Here is a 21,750-nt window from a genome sequence, read left to right as displayed (position 1 = left end):
CATATCTGTTCATTATTTCACAACTCATTGGCCTTGGTAGATTTCAGGTTTTAATACACCGATGAATGGCAGGTTCCGATATCGTTCAGCAAAGTCTAAACCATAACCTACAACAAAAGCATCCGGGACAATGAACCCTGCAGTATCGGGTGTCAAATCGACCTTACGCCCTGTGGGCTTATCCAATAAAGTGACGATCTTAATCGATTTCGCTTTCCGGTGTTTGAACAACTCAACAAGATAATTCAGCGTCAGTCCGCTGTCGATGATATCTTCTACAATCAAGATGTCCCGACCTTCAATCGAAGTATTCAAATCCTTGATGATTTTGACTTCGCCAGATGATACTGTTGAGTTTCCGTAGCTTGAAACATCCATGAAATCAAGTTCCACATGGATATCCATACGTTTTACAAGATCCGCCATGAAAGGTAATGCACCTTTTAGTACACCGATCACAAGCGGGAAGCGATCTCTGTATTCATCTGATAATTGTGATGCGAGTTGATGCACCTTTTCTTGAATTTCTTCTTCAGAAATCAAGATTTCTTGCATATCATTTCTCATAAATATGTATTCCTCCTAGACCTCATGACTGATATTTTGAAAAGATAAAGACATCCATTGTTCGCTGCCGCCATATGATGGACCTACTTCAGCATGCTTTACACCTGGTATCCAGATGATTTTACCTGATGAATCAGTGACAATAGGCCAAATATCCCTGAGTTGCTTTGGTAGTTTCGCGTCAATGAACACATCTTTCACTTTCTTAGACCCCTTAATTCCAGCTGGCTGGATACGATCACCATCTTCTCTAGTTCGAACGAATAATGGTAATTGAAGTTGAGAGGGATGAAAGATGAAATGGTTTTTCCCCTTTTCGCCGGTACTTTCCTCATCAACGGTACGGTAAATCAGTTTCCCGACAGGCAATTCATACGATTGGCCGATTTCCAAGCGATATGTAAAGGAATGTGGTGTATCCGACTGTTGAAACGTGAAAATACATTTGTCGTATTCGCGTCTTACAATAAGACCAGTTGGCAAATGCATTGTTCCAGAGGGGTTGTCCGACTTCATCAATTGAATGCAATCCTTGATATGAATAGATGTAATATTGGTCACATCCAATTGGTAAAGATAGTTTAATATTAGATGAATCCCTCTTCTTTGTAAAGGAATTGCCATCTTGAGAAAGTGTGGCACAGACAATGTCAATTCTTTGTCACACTTTTGCAGAATAACGTTCACAAGTTCCTTTTCTGTCTGTTTCTGAAGATAATTCTCATCCTCAACTATCCATTCACTCAGTTGTTGAAATTTTTCATGTGTGTTCGGATTTTCATCTTTCAAGAACGGCAGGACGTTTTCCCTGAATCGGTTCCGTTTATATTTGTCACTCTTATTACTGGGGTCGATCCGATAAGGAATTTTTTCGTCTTTACAATAATGTACAAGTTCAGCCTTCGTTATTCCTAGAAATGGACGGATAATACGCCCATTCGAAAAAGACCGTGTCACTGGAATGCCGGAAAGCCCTGCATGCGCTGCTCCTCTCACCATGTTCATCAAGATCGTTTCAATTTGATCGTCTCCATGGTGAGCAAGAGCCAAACAATCTGCATCATATTGCTGCATTACGGAATCGAAAAAATCATAACGCAGTGTACGTGCAGCGAGCTGTGGAGATTCTCCTGTTTCTTCTATATATAACGGAAGATTCTTTTGTTCTCGTTCAAGAGGGACATTGTTAGCCAGGCAGAATTGTTCCACACACTCAGCATCCTTAATGGATTCCCTTCCTCTGAACATGTGATCCATGTGAGCAGCGATGATCTTCAAATTCAGTTCGCTTCGTTTTTTTAGCAAATAATCGAGTAATGCCATCGAATCCGGTCCCCCGGAAACGCCGACAACAATGGCAGAACCTTTATTCAACAGCTTATGTTTTTGAACGAATCGATCTACAGCTTCTAACATGAAACTATCCCCTTCAGTTGGCGGTTATGTGGGTGCCTCAGTTTTAAGAAATCATCGCTATCATAGAAGAAGGTGTGACTGATGTCAATATTTACACCCAGACGTATCACATTGTTTGTCCCATCAAGTAAACAACATAAAAGACAAACAAAAATAGGAATATGAGTGCTGCTTCCATTATGTGGCGACGTTTTCTGATCTTTTTCTGCCGATTGCGTCCAGAACGGCCAGACAATGATCGCTGCTGGGCTTGTGTGGATGAGGTCTTTCCTTTGTGAGCAGTTGCAGTCGGTTTAGATGCTGACTTCTTCGAATAAAGCTGTAGTAGATCCTGCCTCATATCAATTGCATTTGGATAATGCCCATGAAAAGCTTTATATAGAATCGGCTGATATTTTCTTAATATACGATTATGTTCGATTTGTTTTTTTAATTGCGTCCATCCGCCCTCTTTTTTATCAAAGCGCTTCGGATAGCCGTAGTTCATGATGATCATCCCGACTGCAAAGAGATCATAAGTTGGTTCGGCTCTTCTAGAACCCATCCCCCAAAATCCACGATCAAAAAACTCTGTATACTCCTTGATCGCCCTCCCCATCATCGTCGTTCCTCCGACATCGAGCCATCGGATTTTTGGTGGTGGACCAGATATGAGAAGATTATCAGGCTTGAGATCGCCGAATATCCAGCCTGCCTTATGCAAATCTGCTAAATCGCCGAGAAGCTGTAACAAGAGAATGCCAAACCACTCATCTTTACGCTGTCTCATAAATACGAATAACGACTCACCTTGCACATATTCCATGACATAGAAAGGTACGGTACATGATCCTGTCACCCAATCATCCATTTCGATAAAAGAAGGCCCAAGCGTTTTCCCCTGGACCTTCGATAGATGCTTGAGCACATTTACTTCAGATGTAATCGACAGTGTATCGCTGCTGACTTTAACAGCCACCTGGGCGCCGTCACTTCTGGCGAGATAGACAGTACCTGTCGCACCTGCTCCCAATTCGCGCAGAATTGTATAGTGCTTACCGTTCCATTTCCCGGAAATAACTGATCCAATCGAAAGATTAACTTCCGGATTCTTCGATGTATTCATCATAATCACCTAGAAGCTTTCGCTTAGATCGTTTATCCGAAAAGAGTTCCAGCGCTTCTTTCAACGCAGGACCTGTCGGTGTGATCCCGCCTGTCGAAATTTTCTTGAACGTTTTCGCTAGTGTATCAAGCTGCGGTGTCCAATCTTGGAGCTTTTCAACGGAATGTTTCTTCCCTGGAAAGGCATAGATCGAAAATTGATTGTTTCCTGTCCGTGAATTTAAGGAAATCGATAAATCAATCAACGATTCTTGGACAGTTGGAAGTTTATCGTCCATACTCGCTGAAATATCCACAAGAATCAAGACCTCCAGATTGACGGTTTCTCCAATCTCATCGACAACCTCCATGACTTGTCCACGTTTTTCGGGAGGTAAATCTTCCATTTGTTGTTCATCGCCCAGGATGTGTGTCAGTTCTTTATTGATCATCCCATGGATCGTTTGTGTCATCGCCTTTTGGGTTACCATTTTGACGGTTTGAGCGAGTTGTGTCGCATACACGATTTGGCTAACTCCTCCACCGCTCATCGCAATATCTTCCACTTCTTTCAATCCATGTTCACCATATGCTTCATTTTTTGATAGAATCCCGATGACATTGATCGCAATCCCTTGTTCCCTCGCCAGCGCCGCAATGGCGACTGGATCTTCACCATGATTCGAACATCCGTCGGTGATCAATAGGATTTGTCGTAATGTACCCTTACTCATGCCAAAAATCCCCTCTCGAATTTTGATATTACCATGATAGTCAAGGTGGAGGGGATTTATACTAGATTTCATAGACTACGCTTGCTTCCGTAGCTTTTTGTTTTGATGTGGAATGGTCGACCACTTCGGGATATTACGGTTGATCTTCGTTACGACAACTGTCATATCGTCCTCTATTTGCCCGTAATCTGCCCTGATCACCTCCTCTAGAAGAAGGTCTGCTATGAGTTGCGGGTCATCTGAGTTGATTTCTCTGATTTTTCTCTTCAGCCAGGCGTCTTTATTTTCAACATTCTTCGGTCCTTCATAAATACCATCGCTCATCATGATCAGATAATCCCCGGCTTTCAATTGATCACTTACAACATCGACATCAAAATCCTCGATGATTCCCATTGGTAGATTGCTTGCTTCGATCATATGCACTTGATCACCGCGCTTTACAAAGCTAGGACTTGATCCGATTTTCAAAAACCGTACCGTCGCATCTTGCAGATCGATCATCGCTAGATCGAGAGTTGAAAAGATTTCATCTGTCGTCCTTAGGGACAGGATGGAATTCACAGATTTGATTGCTGTCGTTTCGTCGATTCCCGATTGAAGGATCTTCTGAAGTAGCTTCAGCGTCTCGTTACTTTCCAAATGAGCACGTTCGCCGTTCCCCATCCCGTCACTGATTGCTACTGCATGCTTACCGGCTCCAAGTTCGATGGTAGAATGGCTGTCCCCGGAAAGCCACGCTCCCCCTTTTGCTGCACTGGCCATTCCTGTTTCAACCACAAAATTCTGGGAGGAACGGAATACGACGTGACAATACCCGTTCGGATAGGCTGCACATTCTTCCTCTTTCACCACGATGGTTTCATCTAAAATATCAGACAATAAAGGAGCGATGACCTTTTCAGATTCTCCGCGTCCATTGCAATAAGGAATGCTCATTTCGATATCGATACTACCCTTATCTAGAGAATAGATTTCAATATTTCCGACCTCAAGTCCGATGTCATCTAAAGCTTGCTTTACGTTATCTTCTTGGATCTGATGATTTTCTCTCTCCCGCTGGATTTCTTTGGCGAAATTATCCATTACTTGTGAAACACCATGAAGTTGTTCAGCCACAAGCCGTCTACTTTCCTTCACTTGCTGTTTCAGCTTGATGTTCGCGTGATATTGCCCGAGCTCGTATTGGATTGTATCAATCACTTTTTTTGAACGGACACAGTGCCGCTCCCAGTCCTTTTGCAGCTTCCGATCATTCAATTTACCTTGCGGGTTGGTTTCTGCCATGATTTCAGCCATATAATCATACGTTTTTTCAAAATTATTCACCCAGCAATGCCGTTTTTTAAAGCAATTCTGACAAGTTTTTTCTGTGACATTGCTTAGGAACATATCTAGTTCCCGCTTATCCTCATCTTCTATCAAACTAGTTGCACTGACTGTTGAAAAACTATTGGACAGCGCCTGGAACAGATTGGAGAACTGTTCCACACGGCTTGCGGTGACATCTCTGACTTTTCTGAGATATTGTTGCTGCTCTTGCGTATATTCCTTCGTACCAGGTATATAGCGCGAAATCTTTGAAATGGCGTTATTAGGTGTCAGAAGGAACAACCCTACTGCAACACACGATTCTAATAACGTGGTCGTAAGTATGCCGCTCTCTGGACCATAAAGCCCTAACAGCAATGTACCGATGAATAACCCGATACTCACCCCGATTTTTCTACCTTCTTTTAATAGGCCTCCTAATAAACCCGAGAATGCCAGAAGGCTCATTTGATAAAGACTAGCAATATTCGCAAGGCCAAGAATAAGACCTGTAACTACCCCTACTGTCGAGCCGATTGCCGCTCCACCTACAAAGGCGAATATTAAAACAAGGTACCGGGACAGAACATGTTCAACAGATAATTCATAGAATTGCCATCCGATCGTACCGGTCATAACTGAAGCTAAAAGGATGATGAAACATACAATTTCTTCATTTTTCAATGAATGCTGGATTTTCTTCAATGAAAGCAGCGGGATACTTTGGATGAAAATCAATGTCAAAATACTGCTCAACCCAGCTTCTATTACAACCATCAGAAGACTTCCTGTCGTAATAGGTTCTGATAAAAATGAAAGAATACTCATTCTAGTAATGAAACTTGCAACAAAAACGGTGATCGGTAGAATTTTATACGTCTGTTTCGTTATATTCGTCACAATAGAATGGATTACAAAAAATACGGCCAGTCCGATCGAAACAAATAAGCCTGTTTGATCAAACGTTGTCAGTGCACCCGCCAACAATGCAATAGCGGCAACACCAGCGCGTTCTCGCTTAAGGAACAATACTGCTCCGAAAAACGGAAGCGCAAAGGGGGATAACTCTGAAAGGATAAGCGCCCGTCCTAACAGAAAGCCTGTACAAAATAACAGTAAACTCCAGTGGAGGAGAAAGCGTTTAGCTCCTTGGGAAACCCCTTTCACTTGCATGGCTATACTTTTCTTCAACCTCTCAACCACCGCGATCTTACGTAGTAGATGGCTGCTTTCGGATCCTACCTTTTGCATCAACCCCACCCCACTCGTTAATAGTTTCGTGTTTGTCTATTAAAACACAGGGAAAATACTTTTTTTGTCAAACGAACACACACAGATGGAAAAACTTCTCGACGGGTTACGATTCCGAGCGCCAATAAGATTCAATTTTCAGATAATTCAGGGGCGATGAAAGGGCTGGAAAACCCTGTCAGGCAAATAGTTCACCAGCGTTATCCGTAATCCGCCAAGAGAAGTAAAAATATGGCGAAGCATCCATAACTACGGTGAAAGAGTTGAGGATTCTACATGTGTTCGTGAATAAAAGCCTGAACATGGCTGTTTTTGCGAGAGGAGTCGAATGGGTTTAATGATGACCTCAAATGGAGTTTGTCCGTCTTGAAGTTCATGGAGCACTTGCATCAGTTAATTTCATAAGGCTCTTTTCTAAAAGATTGTTGTTTTTGAGTCATTTTTAAAAAATCACCTTGTGCAAGTTGATTGGAGAGCAAGGTGCGAGATTCCTCAAAAATGAAAATCGCATTTTCTTCGTGCGATATAACGCTGCCGAAGCTTTCCTTGTCCTTGGCGAGACCAAGCCTTTTGTAGGTCGAGCCTTAGTTGCCCTTATACTGAAGAAAGTATTTTATACTTTCTTTAAGTGCAAGTGCAACAACGTATGCGAAAAACAACCTTTCATAAATATTTCTAAATAAAAAACTGTCCAACGCATTAGCGGGACAGTTGTCATTGTATATGGAATGGTGACCCCTACGGGATTCGAACCCGTGTTACCGCCGTGAAAGGGCGGTGTCTTAACCACTTGACCAAGGGGCCTGATTTATTTGATGAAAGTTAAAAATCAATGTTTTATAAACGAGAAAATTCGCCGTTTATCATTCGTCGTATTTTTAAACCTCTATTAAAAATGGTAGCGGCGGAGGGGATCGAACCCCCGACCTCACGGGTATGAACCGTACGCTCTAGCCAGCTGAGCTACACCGCCATTTTCAATACGTTTTAAAGACACAACAAGAATAATACAAGATATCTCGAATCCCGTCAATAACTTTTTTACATTTTTATATTAGGCTCTTTTCTAAAAGATTGTTACTTTTGAGTCATTTTTAAAAAACACCTTGGGTAAGTTGATTGGAGAGCAAGGTGCGAGACTCGAAAAAATTAAAAACACCCGTTAAGAAAACAGGTGTTTGTATATACGTATGCGTGCGTTTTCCGATTTGAAGAGTAATTTTTACTTGCAATCGGTAAGCAGCAGATATTATTTTACTATCCCCGGCGTGCTCCGCGTCCTCCACGTTTAGATTCAGTCTGCCTTTTAAGTGTGGATAGGCGATCTTCACTATCCTTTAGGAAACGGTTCAACTTATCTTCGAAAGAAACGAATTCATTGTGTTGTCTTCTAGGCTTACCTCCCCTTCCGCGTGGGCGGTCCTGCCTTGGACGGGATGGTTGGTCTTTCGCTTTCTTAATTGAAAGGCCGATTTTACCATCTGATTCAACATTGATGACTTTTACTTCAACTTCGTCTCCAACAGAAAGATGTTCGTTGATATCCTTTACATAATTATCGGCAACCTCACTGATGTGGACTAAACCGGTGATACCATCTGGCAGCTCGACAAATGCTCCAAAATGGGTTATACCTGATACTTTTCCCTTTAATTTGCTGCCTACTTCAATTGTCATTGTAAAAATTGCTCCTCCTTAAAATATGAAAATCAAATTTACTTTATTATACATGCCCAAAATTCCAAGGTCAACGTGCCTCTTCCTTGCTGTCAGGGAGTTTGAAGATCGTCTCGCCTGGTTTGGACATATTATAATCTCTTCGCGCGACCTCACCAATATAATCCGGGTCTTGTAGTTTATTCACTTCTTCACTTAATTGTGACTTTTCGGCTTTGATTTCTTCCAATCGTTCTTCAACAGCTTCCTTCTCTTCCTTTTTTTCCGCGATGACGGAAGCTTGAGAAGTCAGGGTAGCAACCATGACGGTGAACATGATGACGACCAATACACCAAAGACCGTTAGACGTCTCACTAAACCTTGCTTTCTCCGACGTGCCCGTTCTTGTTTCTTCTTTTCTTGGTCTACATATCTTTCATTCACTGCTGTCACTTTGTCATTCTGTTGCACCATCAGATCCTCCTTCAACTTCTTAGTTTTCCAATCCATTCTTTCACCTTATTCGTTGGCTTTTTAAGAATTCCTGCTTTTTCCTTTAGTTCAGCAATCAATTTATCCCTTATTTTTTCCACTAGGGCTGTGATTCCAAACATTTTAAGAGGAAAAAGGAGAATTCGAGAAACGAATAAAAGGATGGAGATAAGAAGTCTACCTATCATTTTACTCAAGGAAAGAAGGAGATTCAATATGACTTTCGCAGGATGAACAAAAAAAGTCCAAAATATTTTTTTTAGCATTTTCGCAATCCAAACGACGATGGATATGATGATTTCCAATAGTTTTTTGTAAGTTTTCTGAAGTAAGCTTTGATAGCATGCAAAACCACAAAGAAGGGCCAGGAAGATGATAACCCGAACTTCCCCTTGGTTGACCTGGAGCAATACGTAGAAAACGATCAATGCCTGCAGGAACCAGAAAATAATATCATTAATAAATTTTAACCAATTCCACCGTTTGTTCCTTGTTTGGAAGCGATGATATGTATCAAGTGCTACCCCGATCCAGATCCCGCTCCCGACCATGGCTAAAATCGTATAAAGCTGTACATCCAGACTCATTTGAACAGCTTGCTAAAAAATCCTTTAGCCTTATCTCCCTGTTGCTGATCTAAATACACAAGATCGAATACCTTTCCTTCGATCGAAACAAGGCCTTGTTCAAGATTCAAGTTTTTCATTTTCAGATTATAGCCCCTGACTGCAAGAAACCCCATTGACGTTTCAAGCAAAAACTCCTCATTATCAAAGCTTTCAACCTGCTTTACACCAGTGATATCAAGCGATTTCCTGCCCCTCATTTTTATATCATGGTCCGGTGCTGTCGTTGTTTTATTATTGTAGGATGATCCATTGTAATCATAGTACTGGTCCATATAGACTCCTCCCCACACATGGTTTGTACCAATGTATGAACAGCAGGTCATTTTTAGAACAAGCCTATGAGAGCATTTTGATCGGTCAATAAAGAATAATCAGAAAAGCCAAATTAAAAACCAGGCTATTTCTAAAAGATTGTTGCTTATGAGTCATTATAAAAAAACACCTTGTGCAAGTTGATTGGAGAGCAAGGTCGAGACTCCTCGAAAATGAAAATCGTATTTTCTTCGTGCGATGCAACGCTGCCGAAGCTTTCCTTGTCCTGCGGAATCAGCCTGCCTACTACCTGAATAATCTTCTCGCAAGGCATGCGACGAGGAAGCTCGCTTCGACAGGACTTTCTTGTAGATGCAGGAGCACAAATGCTTCCTTGAAAAGGAGACTCCTGAGGTAGCAAGGGGGACGAGTGGGCTCATCGCACGCCCCGCGGAAAGTGAGCATCCTGGAGCGGAAATCAACGACTTTTAAAGAAAACCTGGCGAGACCAAGCCTTTTGTAGGTCGAGCCTTAGTTGTCCTTATGCTGAAGAAAGTATTTTATACTTTCTTCAAGTGCAAGAGCACCAAAGGTTGCAAAACAACCTAAAAAAAGATCGACCACAAATGTTCAGCAGCAGATACTACCGCATTTCAAAAACATCAGAGATCCTATGCTTTGAAATGGTGTTCGGACTGCTTCACAATTTTTGTGATCGACCTTTCTTATATATAACCCCTCGTAATAAATTACGGTTTGAAGCTCTGCACCTCGTGATCACTCTTCTTCGTTCACACGGTTTTCACTTATCAATGTATACATTGATGCAGCATCTTCTTTTTTTGTTGTCTCTTTTAAGTCTTCTATTTTGACTGTAACGATTTTTTGTCCAAAACGAATCTGAAGTTCATCTCCAGGTTGGACGGTTGAGGAAGCCTTCCCGGCATTCCCGTTAATGAGGATTCTTCCTTGATCAGATATCTCTTTGGCGACAGTACGTCGTTTGATCAAGCGAGAAACCTTCAAAAACTTATCTAATCGCATTTATTTTACGGCTTCTTTCAACTTGTTCCCAGCACGGAATGCAGGGACTGTAGATGCTGGAATTTCAATCGTTTCACCAGTTTGAGGATTGCGTCCTGTACGGCTTGAGCGTTCTCTTGTCTCAAAAGTACCAAAACCGACAAACTGTACCTTGTCGCCTTCTTTAAGTGCATCTGTAATTTCTGTCAAAAGACTATTCACTACTGATTCAACGTCTTTCTTCGTAAGACCTTCTTTTTCAGCGATATTGTTGACTAGATCATTTTTATTCATTTTATGTACCTCCTAATTTTTTTCGTTTTCGTTTGTTTGATAGACAAATTCGCATGAGGAGCGCTTTCTTTGACCATTCCAAAGAATAAAGTTCTCTAAATCTAGTTAGAATCCTTCTTTTTAGACATTTTTTTTGCTTGTTCCCAGAAAAAGTCCATCTCCTCAAGCGTTGCATCCTCAAAAGAGATATTTTTCTTACTCAGCTCTTCTTCAATATGACGAAAGCGATTATAGAACTTGCGGTTCGTCCGAGTAAGAGCTAACTCAGGGTCAATCCCATAATAACGGGACAGGTTGACGAGTGCAAATAAACAATCTCCAAGCTCGCCTTCCATTTCACTATGATTACTGGATTTTGCGGCTTGTTGAAGCTCAGACAATTCTTCATTGATCTTATGGAGGATCGGTTCGATATTGTCCCAATCAAACCCTGCCTTCGCGGCTTTCTTTTGTAATTTCTCAGCTCTGATCAATGCAGGAAATTGATCAATTCCATCCAGGATCGATTCAGCATTAATTTGGGAATCATCTGCTTTTTCAGCTTTTTTGATTTCATCCCACGTCTGTTTCACTTCCTCTGCTGTATCGAGGGTCTTCTCGCCGAATACGTGCGGGTGACGCCGTATCATTTTTTCTGTCAGTGTTTTGATCACATCATCGATTGAAAAATACCCATGATCTTCCCCGATTTGTGCATGGAGCATTACCTGGAGCAATACATCCCCCAGCTCTTCAGTCAAATGCTCATCATCTTCGTTATCAATTGCTTCTATCACTTCATAGGCCTCTTCAAGCAGATAGCGGCGAAGGCTTTCATGAGTCTGTTTTTTATCCCACGGACAACCGTCCGGCCCTCTCAACGTACGGATGACATGCTTTAATTGTGTGAATTCCCTGCTCAATAGATGGGAATCCTGGATTGGCTCAACATATACAGCCGTCAAATTATTCACCTCTACATGGCGGTCCATTTCGAAAAGCGGCACAGAAACGATCGATTCATTACGAGATCCAGCTGCAGTGACAATATGTACAGGATGGTCATCTGGATAACGTTCCATCAACGACAACTTCACATGGGAAGCAATCATTACATCGTAGACCTGGCCAATGATGACATGCTGTTGGATGTTAGGCTGTTCTGCAGATAGTACAGTTCCATCAAGCAGTTGAAAACCATCAATCGGATCGATTTTCAATGCCTGGAACATCGAATCCAAAAAGCTCTGTCCGCCACGTATTTCAATGGCAGGACCCCCTTCTTCCTCTCTTTGTAAAAGTAGCTGGATTGTCTGTTCAGCTACTAAGGGATGCCCGGGCACCACATAGATGAGATTACGATTTTCCGCTTCCTTCAACAAGTGGCGGACGATCTTTTCATACACATTTTCAAATTCAGCTTCTTCTTCATACAGCTTATCAAAGCTCTCGAATACGAATCCTTCTTTTTGAAGTTCTTCAATCACCGGATGCTCCTTGGTACGAAGAAAAACTCTATCAGCCTCTTTCAGTAATTTATACACACCATATGGGATTTGATCAAGATCACCCGCACCTAATCCGACAACTGATATCGTATTAGTCATTTTCACCACTCCTTTCTTTATAAAACCATTTCACTAGACGTTTCCCTTTAGGAAGCATAACGATTTCTTCGTATTTCCATACGTTCAAATAGACAAGTGCAACCATATACACACCAGCGCCGACCAACGCACTTGAAACAGCAGCAAAGCCTGCCGCTGCACGATACGCTTCCGGAAGGAGAATGAACCATAGCTCTTTCCATAAAAACGTGGTAAGAGCCATCAGAAGTAAGGATACGATCACTTTTCCACTGTAAAACCTTTGTACAGTGAAGACATTGGTCAATCTCTGCACAACCAACAAATTAGATAATGCCACGAACGCCGTACTGAGGACAGTGGTTAACGCTGCGCCGGATATGCCGTACACCGGCAATAGAAAACCATTCAAGGTCGCTTTTAACACCATCGCTAAAATAATGAATAAGACCGGAAAACCGATTTTACCGAGTCCTTGCAATACTGCAGAGGAGGTGATTGCGAGCGACCCAAAGAAAACCGCTGCACCTAATATTCCGAGCGCGAAGGACCCATTGCTGTCCTCGTACAAGAAAATATTCGTCGGGACAATGATCACAGCCAGCCCTACAGCAGCCGCACCGCCGATAATAAAGCTGAATTTCAATGATAACCCTGCGAACGTATTGATTTGCCTATGATCCTTAACCTGTTTCGCCTTCGCTATAAAAGGAATCAAAGGCAGTGCCATTGCAGTCGCAATCACTGTACCTAATTGAAGCAACGGTTGGCCACGGTCAAATACACCTTTATAAACCTTCGCATCCAACAAGTCCATACCGCTAGCCTGTAACCCCGGCACTACCTGTAAGGCATCAATCAATTGAAACAGCGCAAGCATGACAGCAGTAATGCATATCGCGATGCCACCTCTCAAAACTGTCCCCATAATAGTCAGGGTGCCCCGAAACGAAACCTTTTCAGTAGTATCCATATTCAATTTTTGTTTACGGAGGAATAGCACCAATACGATTACGGATACAAGACTTCCCGCTAGTCCACCGAAAACAGCTGCCGTACCAACCAAATATCGATCAGCGCCATGTGAAACTAGCCAAATCGTCAAAAACAAAATCATTGCAACTCTAACGAACTGTTCAAAAACTTGAGATATTGCAGTCGGGGTCATGTCATCTTGGCCCTGGAAGTAGCCTCTTGCCACCGATAGAACGGGTACGAATAAAAAAGAGTAAGATGACATTCGCAGTGGTCTGACTAGTAATGGATCATTCATTGCTCCAGCGATCATTGGTGCCGTACTATACAATAGAAAAAAGACCAGTATAAAAAAACTGCTCAATCCGATGAAAGTTGTCGTCAATGTATTTTTAACTTGATTTTTATCATTTTCAGATAGGATTTTTGAAAGTATAAGCGGAAAACCATACAGGCTTAAAGCGAAAGCAATCGCATAGAAAGGATACACCTGCTGATACACGTAAAGACCCAAATCTCCCGCTATATTCTGATAAGGAATTCTGTAAAAAGCGCTCAGCACCTTCACAAATAATGCTGCCCCGGAAATGACGAGGGTTCCTTTCCAGAAAGACTTCTGAACATCTATATGATTCACTTCATTTACACATCCTTAAAGAAAACCTGGCAAAGCCAGGCCATGGCGTATGCTGAGCCTTAGCTACACGTACACTGAAGAAAATATTTTTTACTTTCTTTAACTGTAAAGAAAGCGCATGATAACCCATTTCAAATGAGCGAGATATCCATGTCATTATATCACGAAAAATTGCTGAATCGAGTTTCAGTATTGAGAATGGCCACTGCTTTATAAATGGTTTTTTGTGTACCTCGTCTTGCAATTTTCACAAAATGACTGCAGCATAGCCCTCTTTATGTACCCCGTTTTTACGTTCCCCACAAAATGCTGCAGCATTACCACTTCCAATGAACGTTTTCTGTACTTTCCATAAAGGGAGTGAATCCGCAAAATCTGCATTTTGGTATAACAAAGCCAAGCTTTAGGGATGACACAGCTTTTTTTGCATTATTATTGTAGAGGTTGAAGTCAAAATGACTCACCTACTCATACTAGTGGACACCAGAGACCTTATCAGCCTAAAACCCGAAAAAATCAGGCTCGACTTCAGCAAATCGCGGAACAGCTGTCCTCTCATTTTTGTAATTAACCCATTTTGTCACAGATAACGGAACAGTTGTCCTCTAATTTTCAACTGGTGTGGTCAATACGCAAAGAAAAAGAAGCAGATCAGCTGCTTCTTCCTCTCATTGTTCCATTTGTTTGGCTAAGAAACCGGCGGCGGTTTCAGCTAATTTCTGTTCGATGTCGCCAACCTGCTTGTCCGCTTTTGAAAGTAATACGACGGCACCGATTGGATCTCCATTCGCTACTATAGGTGCGATGATATGGGAGACTGTTTCACTATTGCCATCAACCACTTCAACAGATGTGGCCTGACTCGATACGACAGTTTTCCGATCGCTCATCGACGTTTCAATCACTTTTCCGATATTTTTATTCAAGTAGTCCTTTTTCCCTCCACCAGCTACAGCGATGAATGCATCACGATCTGATATCAATGCAATATGCTGTGTATGCTCATATAAGGATTCAGCATACTCCTGAGCAAAATCCCCAAGTTCACTGATAGGAGAATACTTTTTCAGGATGACTTCCCCTTCACGATCAACAAAAATCTCAAGAGGATCCCCTTCGCGAATCCGCAGGGTTCTTCTGATTTCCTTAGGAATGACGACCCGACCCAGATCGTCAATACGACGTACGATACCTGTGGCTTTCATTCTTGTTGCCCTCACTTTCCTAACGTTGCAAGATAATGGAGATACAATAGCATTCATGGTATTAATGAGTAAAAATACCATTCATTTGCCTTTAGTATCCGTACGTTGTCCTAATCTATTCACAGAATACGGAAAATTCTTCACAAGAAATTCAAAAAAGTGCTATAAAAGGTAACGATCACAGGAAACACATGATTATCATTATGCTTGAACCGCTTCCTTCCTCGCCTTAGGAAACTGCTGTAGAATCTCTTCTATGACCGATAGAAGCTGGTCATCTGTAAGCCGTTTATTATTGATGATGACTTTTATCTGGTCCTGTACCATCCCTAGATTCACATGACGGCCGATTTTATTGACGATATCGAACAATTTACTGCCATCAAGATGCTGTGTTGTTTCTTTTGAAATAAGGATTTGGACTTCATTCTTCGTATTTTGCTCGATTTTTTCTATTTTCTCTTGTTCTGCATATAGTTTGATACGAGCAACAGCAAGCAGATTAGCGACTTGCTCAGGATACTCCCCAAAACGATCCATCATTTCATCATTCAGATCGATTACATCATCAAAACTCGTCAATCCTTTGAATCGTTTGTATATATCGATCTTCTGCTTTTCATCATTGATATAAGAAGCAGGAATATAAGCATCGACGTTCAAGTCGAGTTCGAGATCGATTTCTTTCTTCTTCGGTTTTTCACCTTTCCGCTCTTCAATTGCATCCTTCAACATTTGCGAATACAAATCGAAACCGACAGAGTCGATGAATCCATGCTGTTGAGCTCCTAGCAGATTTCCCGCACCCCGTATGGACAGGTCACGCATAGCTATTTTAAAACCTGAACCCAACTCGGTGAATTCTTTAATTGCTTGTAGACGCTTTTCAGCTACCTCCGTCAATACCTTATCCCGCTGATACATGAAATAGGAATAGGCAACGCGATTGGAACGTCCGACCCGCCCTCTAAGCTGGTACAGCTGAGAAAGTCCCATTTTATCCGCATCGTGGACGATCAAGGTGTTCACATTAGGGATATCGACACCTGTCTCGATGATCGTCGTACTGACAAGGACATCATAATTCCCATCTAAAAAGTCGATCATGACAGATTCAAGTTCATTCTCGCGCATTTGACCGTGTGCATACGCAACACGTGCATCCGGCACAAGCTGGGAAATCTGCTCTGTCATTTGTTGGATCGTTTCCACTTTATTATATAAGAAATACACTTGCCCGCCTCTTGATAACTCCCGTTCGATCGCCTCCCGAATCATACTGCCGCTGTACTCGACGACATATGTTTGGACAGGAAAACGATTCTCAGGAGGGGTTTCAATGACAGAGAGATCCCGTACCCCAAGCATCGACATGTGTAATGTTCTCGGGATCGGAGTCGCTGTCAATGTCAGTACGTCTACCGTGGTTTTCATCTGTTTGATCTTTTCCTTGTGTGTTACTCCGAACCGCTGCTCTTCATCAATGATAAGCAGCCCCAATTCTCTGAACTGGATGTCCTTTGAAAGTAGACGATGGGTCCCTATGACGATATCGACTGTTCCTTGTTTTAACCCTTTAAGTGTTTCAGTCTGCTCTTTCCGGGTTCGGAATCTGCTCAATGATTTGATGGTCACAGGAAATTCCGCAAAACGCTCCATCAGCGTTTCGTAATGCTGCTGTGCTAAGATCGTCGTCGGCACAAGGAAAGCGACCTGTTTGCCATCGTTGATTGCTTTGAAGGCAGCACGAATTGCGACCTCGGTTTTACCATAGCCGACATCCCCGCAAAGCAATCGATCCATCGGTCTTTCTTTTTCCATGTCTTCTTTTATTTCTTGAATTGCACGAAGCTGATCCTCGGTCTCTTGATACGTGAATACACTTTCGAATTCTTGCTGGAGGCCACCATCCTTCGAAAATGCATAACCCTTCGTCGCTTCACGCTCGGCATACAATTTGATCAAATCGTCAGCAATATCCTGTACGGACGACTGGACCTTGCTTTTCACCTTTTTCCATTCACTGCCGCCAAGCTTGTAAACTTTAGGGTCTTTTGCTTCTGACCCTACATACTTTTGTACTTGATCGATTTGTTCTACTGGGACGTACAACTTATCATCGCCAGCATATCTAAGATGGAGGTAATCCTTGTGTACCCCATTGATTTCAAGTGTTTCAATCCCTAGATATTTTCCGATTCCATGGTTGATGTGTACGACATAATCGCCGACTTTCAACTCGGAATAGCTTTTGATACGTTCAGCATTGGACATTTTCTGAGTTCTGCGCGGTTTACGAGAAGTTTTCTTGGTGAATACTTCTTCTTCCGTCAATACAACAAGCTTCCGCATCGGGAGTTCGAATCCACCGTTCAAATCACCGATCATGATATGGTTCTTTCCTGGTGTCAGGGGTGTGTCTCCTTCAACGAGTAAAGCATCGATATTATAATCCTCTGTGACCCGTTCGAGACGTTTTGCCCGTTCTTTATTGGCAGCAAGAAAGACGACGGCATCCTTGCTTTTGTGCCACCTTTGGAGTTCAGTCTGCAGTACATTCATCTGTCCGTGGAAATTCTGCATCGCTTTGCAGCTCATATTGATGATGTTCTGCGGGTTCGTATGCGGCACATGTCTTAAGAAGAGAGATAAGTATAGGAACATGAAACCAGGTTTATTGACAATCTCATCATATTGATGGGATAGCGTCATCCCGGTCAAAATTTCTCCCTGGTTCAATAATGTCGTCTGCCACTCTGCTTCTTCCTTCTCGAATTGTGCAGATGTTTCCTGGATCCGGCTTATTTCATCCATGATCACCAGGGCATTATCCGGTAAATAATCTAGCAAACTAGCAGGCTTATCGTAATAGTAGGAAATGTATTTGTACATCCCCTGGAAGGCTTGATTTTGTTTAAGCTGTTCAACCTCATAACCGATATGTTCCGTGAGCTTTTCTTTCACACCACTATCTTTGATCTTTTGTAAGGATCTCGCTAGTCCGAGCTCAACCTTCGATACAGCTTTTTCGAAGTGTTGAGGATACAAAATGATTTCTTCGGCAGGGCCAACTTTGATTTTCTTCAATTGTTTCTCCGACCGCTGTGTTTCAACATCAAAATAACGGATCGAATCCACTTCTGTATCAAAAAGTTCAATTCGGATCGGATTAGATTCTGTGAGCGGGAAAATATCCATGATTCCACCACGGATACTGAATTCACCTGGTGAAGTGATCATATCCGAACGTTCATATCCCATTGCGATCAATAGATTCTTCACTTCATCAAGGTCGATATCCGCTCCTCTTGTGAAGGTGATATGGCTCTTACGCCACACCTCAGATGGTGGAATTATTCTGCGTAGTCCTGCAATCGGTGTGATGACGATACCTTTAGCTCCATTACTTAAATGATTGAGGACATCGATACGCTGGGATTTCAACTCCGGGCTGGCAATCGCGATTTCTGCCGAAGTCAATTCATTGACCGGGTATAAATGAACGATATCCTCCCCGAGTAAAGCGGCAAGATCCTCATAGAGCTTCTGCGCTTGAAAAAGATTATGTGTGACGACAAGCTGCGTCCGTTCATCCGATTGATAAAGACAAGCCATCAATAACGTTCTCGCAGAACCTGACAGCCCCGATACAAGTTGTTCACGAAGGCCTTCTGAAAGTCCTGTAGTGAGTGAATTGAAATCGTCATTATCACAAAAATACGTAAGTAAACCTTGCATGCAAGTTATCTCCTTCCCGTCAGGATGGGAGTCAATTCCCAAAACTTATATATCTATAAAACCTATGTTTGTTCATTAATTAGTTTGGTTCTTTTAGTAATAGTCATTAGTTCTTAAGTTATTTTCAACAACAGAAAATGCCTTGGTGTTAAAACCAAAGCTGTTTACTGTATAAATGTATCCAATGCGTGCAAATCCGGGTTTTTCCTTAGCATCTCATAACAATCCTCACAAATTGATTTTACATATACATGCCCCTGATCATCATAGGATATATATTCCTCTCGTTCTTGATCAGATAAATAATCAAAACCTAGATTCGTCGAAGCCGCTGATGTCACATCGAGTTTACCGATGTGTACGCCGCAATGTTTGCATGAATAATAGACAGCCATCCTATGCCTCCTTGGTGACTCATTTACTACCATTATGGTCGTGGAGACATGTTTCTATTCATCCGTTGTATCGGTTCATCACTTGAGAAAATGGCGTATCGATCCAACATTCACATGCGACAGCAGATCGTTGTAAAGCTTCTTTGATAGGGTCTTGTTGATCGGGGCGGAATGATTTAAGTACATAATCAGGAACAGCCTCTCCAGGCTCGGGTCTGCCAATTCCAATCCGAATACGCTTGAAATCCTGACTGCCCAGGTGTTGGATGATCGACTTCATTCCATTATGTCCGCCTGCGCTTCCTTTTTCACGTAAACGAAGCTTTCCAGGTACAAGATCCAAATCATCATAGATGACAAGTAGGTCGTCAATATCTACTTTATAATATTTCATTAGCGGAATGACAGAGTCACCCGAGCGGTTCATATACGTCAAAGGTTTTAATAAACATATTTTATGCCCGTTCACTTCGCCTATGCCAAATAGTCCGTTGAATTTTTGTTTATTTAATGGGATCGATAGACTTTCTGAAAGATGATCGATCACTTTGAATCCGACATTATGCCTTGTATGCTCGTACTGATTTCCGGGATTCCCCAGACCAGTAATGACCTTCATTTCTTCAAACCCTTCCTTTTTCCACATCCGCAGAATCCTGTTTATCATCATCCTGAACTCCTCATATGAATATACTTATTTTATTCCATATAAAATCGTTCCATCCTTCTGACAGGGTGGATCACCTTCGTACATACACGTAGAAAAAGGCGCAACCAAAGCGGCTACGCCTCTCATGAATGTATAATCTGATTACTCTTTCGATTCCTCTTCTTCAGATGCATCTTCATTCTCATTATCTTCTGATGCTTCTTCTTTTTCACCAACAAGTTCTGGTTCTTGATCTTCATCATCAATGATTTCTTCCTCAGGTTCTTCTGTCGGCGGTGCGATAGAAACGATGACTTCTTCAGGATCGTTCATAATCTGATAAGAGGAATTTTCTTGGATGTCAGCGACAGTGAATGCATCACTGATATTCAATTCCTCGATATTCACTTCGATATCACCAGGAATATCCGCTGGTAACGCTCTAACAGTAATTTCGTGCAAGGAATGCTGGACAACTCCACCTTCCTTCACCCCTGCGGCTTCACCGACGAGGTGTACAGGGACATCAGCATCTGTTTCTTCATTCAAATTGATTTCTCTGAAATCAATGTGGATGATGAGATCCTTCAAATGGTCGATTTGTAGATCCTGAACCATCGCAGAATGCTTGTCCTTGCCGATTTTCAAATTGATGACAGCATTGATGCCACCTTCACGTATGGATTTGATGAAATTGACACGATCAAGATAGATCGGCTTACTGTCACCATTTCCGTAGAAAACGGCTGGAACATGCCCTTCTTCACGCAATCTTCTAGTAGTTGAACGAGTAAAATCATCTCTTACTGTTGCATCTAAATCAATAGCCATAACGAAATCACCTTCCTGTGTCAGTTGCTATTTTAAAACTATACCCGAAAACAGATAGGTTCAAACATCATGCTGCTTTTTTCTTGGTGAAAAATCAGTCGAAAAGCTTACTTACGGACTGTTGTTCATGGACACGGATAATCGCTTCACCGAGAAGTGGAGCTACAGAAAGCTGAGTCAGCTTATCGATGAACTTCTCTTCTGGTAAAGCAATCGAATTCGTCACCACAAGTTCTTTAATTTTCGAATTCTGGATCCTTTCAATTGCTGGTCCAGATAAGACAGGGTGTGTACAGCAAGCGAATACATCATTAGCACCGTTTTCTATCAATGCGTTTGCGGCTAATGTGATTGTTCCTGCTGTATCAATTATATCATCAATCAAAATTGCTGTCTTGCCTTCGATGTTACCGACGATATTCATGACTTCAGAAACGTTAGGGCGTGGACGACGCTTATCGATGATTGCGATTGGGGCTTTCAATCGATCTGCTAATTTACGTGCACGGGTTACGCCTCCATGATCCGGGGAAACGACAACAATGTCATCAAGATTCTTGCTTTCGAAATAATTACCTAGAATCGGAACACCTAACAATTGATCTACAGGGATGTCGAAGAAACCTTGGATTTGCGGTGCATGCAGATCCATCGTGATCACACGTGTAGCACCTGCTGTCTCCAATAAATTCGCTACAAGTTTGGCTGTGATCGGTTCTCTTGAACGAGCTTTACGATCCTGCCTTGCATATCCATAATATGGAATTACGACATTGATCGTTTTGGCAGATGCACGCTTCAATGCATCGATCATGATCAGAAGTTCCATCAAGTTTTCATTGACAGGTGATGATGTAGATTGAATCACATAGACTTCACCGCCGCGGATACTTTCTTCAATGTTGATCTGAATTTCTCCATCACTGAAACGCTGTACAGAACATTTACCCATGTGCACCCCAATGTGTTCTGTAATTTCTTCTGCTAAGTCTTCATTCGAATTCAATGTAAAAACTTTCAGTTTCGAATTCTCGTATTTAGACATT

Annotated in this window: 19 protein-coding genes and 2 tRNA genes; all 21 read right to left on the bottom strand. The window is 42.0% G+C overall.

The genetic code is table 11. The features are described 5' to 3' along the window. Nucleotides 1-24 precede the first annotated feature (24 nt). A complete protein-coding gene (gene hpt, locus N8M93_RS21770; protein ID WP_261134738.1) occupies nt 25-567 on the bottom strand; it encodes a hypoxanthine phosphoribosyltransferase in 543 nt (180 codons plus the stop codon). Between the two features lie 15 nt (nt 568-582). Further along, a complete protein-coding gene (tilS, locus tag N8M93_RS21765) occupies nt 583-1,983 on the bottom strand; it encodes a tRNA lysidine(34) synthetase TilS (RefSeq protein ID WP_261134737.1) in 1,401 nt (466 codons plus the stop codon). A 106-nt stretch (nt 1,984-2,089) separates the two neighbouring features. Then, nucleotides 2,090-3,088, bottom strand: a complete 999-nt coding sequence (locus N8M93_RS21760) for a serine/threonine-protein kinase (RefSeq protein ID WP_261134736.1) — start codon at nt 3,086-3,088, stop codon at nt 2,090-2,092. Next, a complete protein-coding gene (locus tag N8M93_RS21755) occupies nt 3,060-3,800 on the bottom strand; it encodes a VWA domain-containing protein (protein WP_261134735.1) in 741 nt (246 codons plus the stop codon). The genes N8M93_RS21760 and N8M93_RS21755 overlap by 29 nt, the downstream gene beginning before the upstream one ends. 75 nt (nt 3,801-3,875) lie before the next feature. Beyond that, the gene (gene spoIIE / locus N8M93_RS21750; RefSeq protein WP_261134734.1) at nt 3,876-6,362 is read right to left on the bottom strand and encodes a stage II sporulation protein E; all 2,487 of its coding nucleotides are present in this window, start codon (nt 6,360-6,362) and stop codon (nt 3,876-3,878) included. 729 nt (nt 6,363-7,091) lie between these two features. Continuing rightward, a tRNA-Glu gene (locus tag N8M93_RS21745) sits at nt 7,092-7,166 on the bottom strand. A gap of 92 nt (nt 7,167-7,258) precedes the next feature. Next, nucleotides 7,259-7,335 (bottom strand) — tRNA-Met (locus N8M93_RS21740). 284 nt (nt 7,336-7,619) lie between these two features. Beyond that, a complete protein-coding gene (locus N8M93_RS21735; RefSeq protein WP_221569263.1) occupies nt 7,620-8,039 on the bottom strand; it encodes a S1 domain-containing RNA-binding protein in 420 nt (139 codons plus the stop codon). A 70-nt stretch (nt 8,040-8,109) separates the two neighbouring features. Then, nucleotides 8,110-8,493: a septum formation initiator family protein gene (locus N8M93_RS21730; protein ID WP_261134733.1), complete on the bottom strand. Its 384-nt coding sequence runs from the start codon at nt 8,491-8,493 to the stop codon at nt 8,110-8,112. Between the two features lie 11 nt (nt 8,494-8,504). Beyond that, nucleotides 8,505-9,098 carry a spore cortex biosynthesis protein YabQ gene (gene yabQ, locus N8M93_RS21725; protein ID WP_261134732.1) on the bottom strand — a complete coding sequence of 198 codons (594 nt, stop codon included), beginning with the start codon at nt 9,096-9,098 and terminating at the stop codon, nt 8,505-8,507. Beyond that, nucleotides 9,095-9,412, bottom strand: a complete 318-nt coding sequence (gene yabP, locus N8M93_RS21720) for a sporulation protein YabP (RefSeq protein ID WP_221569260.1) — start codon at nt 9,410-9,412, stop codon at nt 9,095-9,097. The genes yabQ and yabP overlap by 4 nt, the downstream gene beginning before the upstream one ends. A gap of 757 nt (nt 9,413-10,169) precedes the next feature. Then, the gene (locus tag N8M93_RS21715) at nt 10,170-10,436 is read right to left on the bottom strand and encodes an RNA-binding S4 domain-containing protein (protein WP_261134731.1); all 267 of its coding nucleotides are present in this window, start codon (nt 10,434-10,436) and stop codon (nt 10,170-10,172) included. After that, a complete protein-coding gene (locus tag N8M93_RS21710) occupies nt 10,437-10,709 on the bottom strand; it encodes an HU family DNA-binding protein (protein ID WP_221569258.1) in 273 nt (90 codons plus the stop codon). A 101-nt stretch (nt 10,710-10,810) separates the two neighbouring features. After that, the gene (gene mazG, locus N8M93_RS21705; protein WP_261134730.1) at nt 10,811-12,295 is read right to left on the bottom strand and encodes a nucleoside triphosphate pyrophosphohydrolase; all 1,485 of its coding nucleotides are present in this window, start codon (nt 12,293-12,295) and stop codon (nt 10,811-10,813) included. Next, entirely contained in the window at nt 12,288-13,886 is a 1,599-nt protein-coding gene (locus tag N8M93_RS21700; protein WP_261134729.1) for a polysaccharide biosynthesis protein, read from the bottom strand. The genes mazG and N8M93_RS21700 overlap by 8 nt, the downstream gene beginning before the upstream one ends. 668 nt (nt 13,887-14,554) lie before the next feature. Continuing rightward, a complete protein-coding gene (gene spoVT / locus N8M93_RS21695; RefSeq protein ID WP_261134728.1) occupies nt 14,555-15,091 on the bottom strand; it encodes a stage V sporulation protein T in 537 nt (178 codons plus the stop codon). Nucleotides 15,092-15,292: 201 nt separating this feature from the next. Next, nucleotides 15,293-18,829, bottom strand: a complete 3,537-nt coding sequence (gene mfd, locus N8M93_RS21690) for a transcription-repair coupling factor (RefSeq protein WP_261134726.1) — start codon at nt 18,827-18,829, stop codon at nt 15,293-15,295. Between the two features lie 164 nt (nt 18,830-18,993). Further along, nucleotides 18,994-19,224: an anti-sigma-F factor Fin family protein gene (locus tag N8M93_RS21685; protein ID WP_261134725.1), complete on the bottom strand. Its 231-nt coding sequence runs from the start codon at nt 19,222-19,224 to the stop codon at nt 18,994-18,996. A 58-nt stretch (nt 19,225-19,282) separates the two neighbouring features. Then, nucleotides 19,283-19,843 carry an aminoacyl-tRNA hydrolase gene (pth, locus tag N8M93_RS21680; RefSeq protein ID WP_261134754.1) on the bottom strand — a complete coding sequence of 187 codons (561 nt, stop codon included), beginning with the start codon at nt 19,841-19,843 and terminating at the stop codon, nt 19,283-19,285. A gap of 192 nt (nt 19,844-20,035) precedes the next feature. Further along, nucleotides 20,036-20,704 (bottom strand): 50S ribosomal protein L25/general stress protein Ctc, encoded by a 669-nt coding sequence (locus N8M93_RS21675; RefSeq protein ID WP_261134724.1) that lies wholly within the window; start codon nt 20,702-20,704, stop codon nt 20,036-20,038. Nucleotides 20,705-20,798: 94 nt separating this feature from the next. Beyond that, nucleotides 20,799-21,749 (bottom strand): ribose-phosphate diphosphokinase, encoded by a 951-nt coding sequence (locus N8M93_RS21670; RefSeq protein WP_261134723.1) that lies wholly within the window; start codon nt 21,747-21,749, stop codon nt 20,799-20,801. Nucleotide 21,750 lies beyond the last annotated feature (1 nt).

The sequence above is a fragment of the Bacillus sp. Marseille-Q3570 genome (assembly GCF_946151055.1).
Classification (GTDB): Bacteria; Bacillota; Bacilli; order Bacillales; family Fictibacillaceae; genus Pseudalkalibacillus.
Note: the sequence above shows the minus strand (reverse complement) of the source record. Positions and strands in the feature narration are given on the sequence as shown.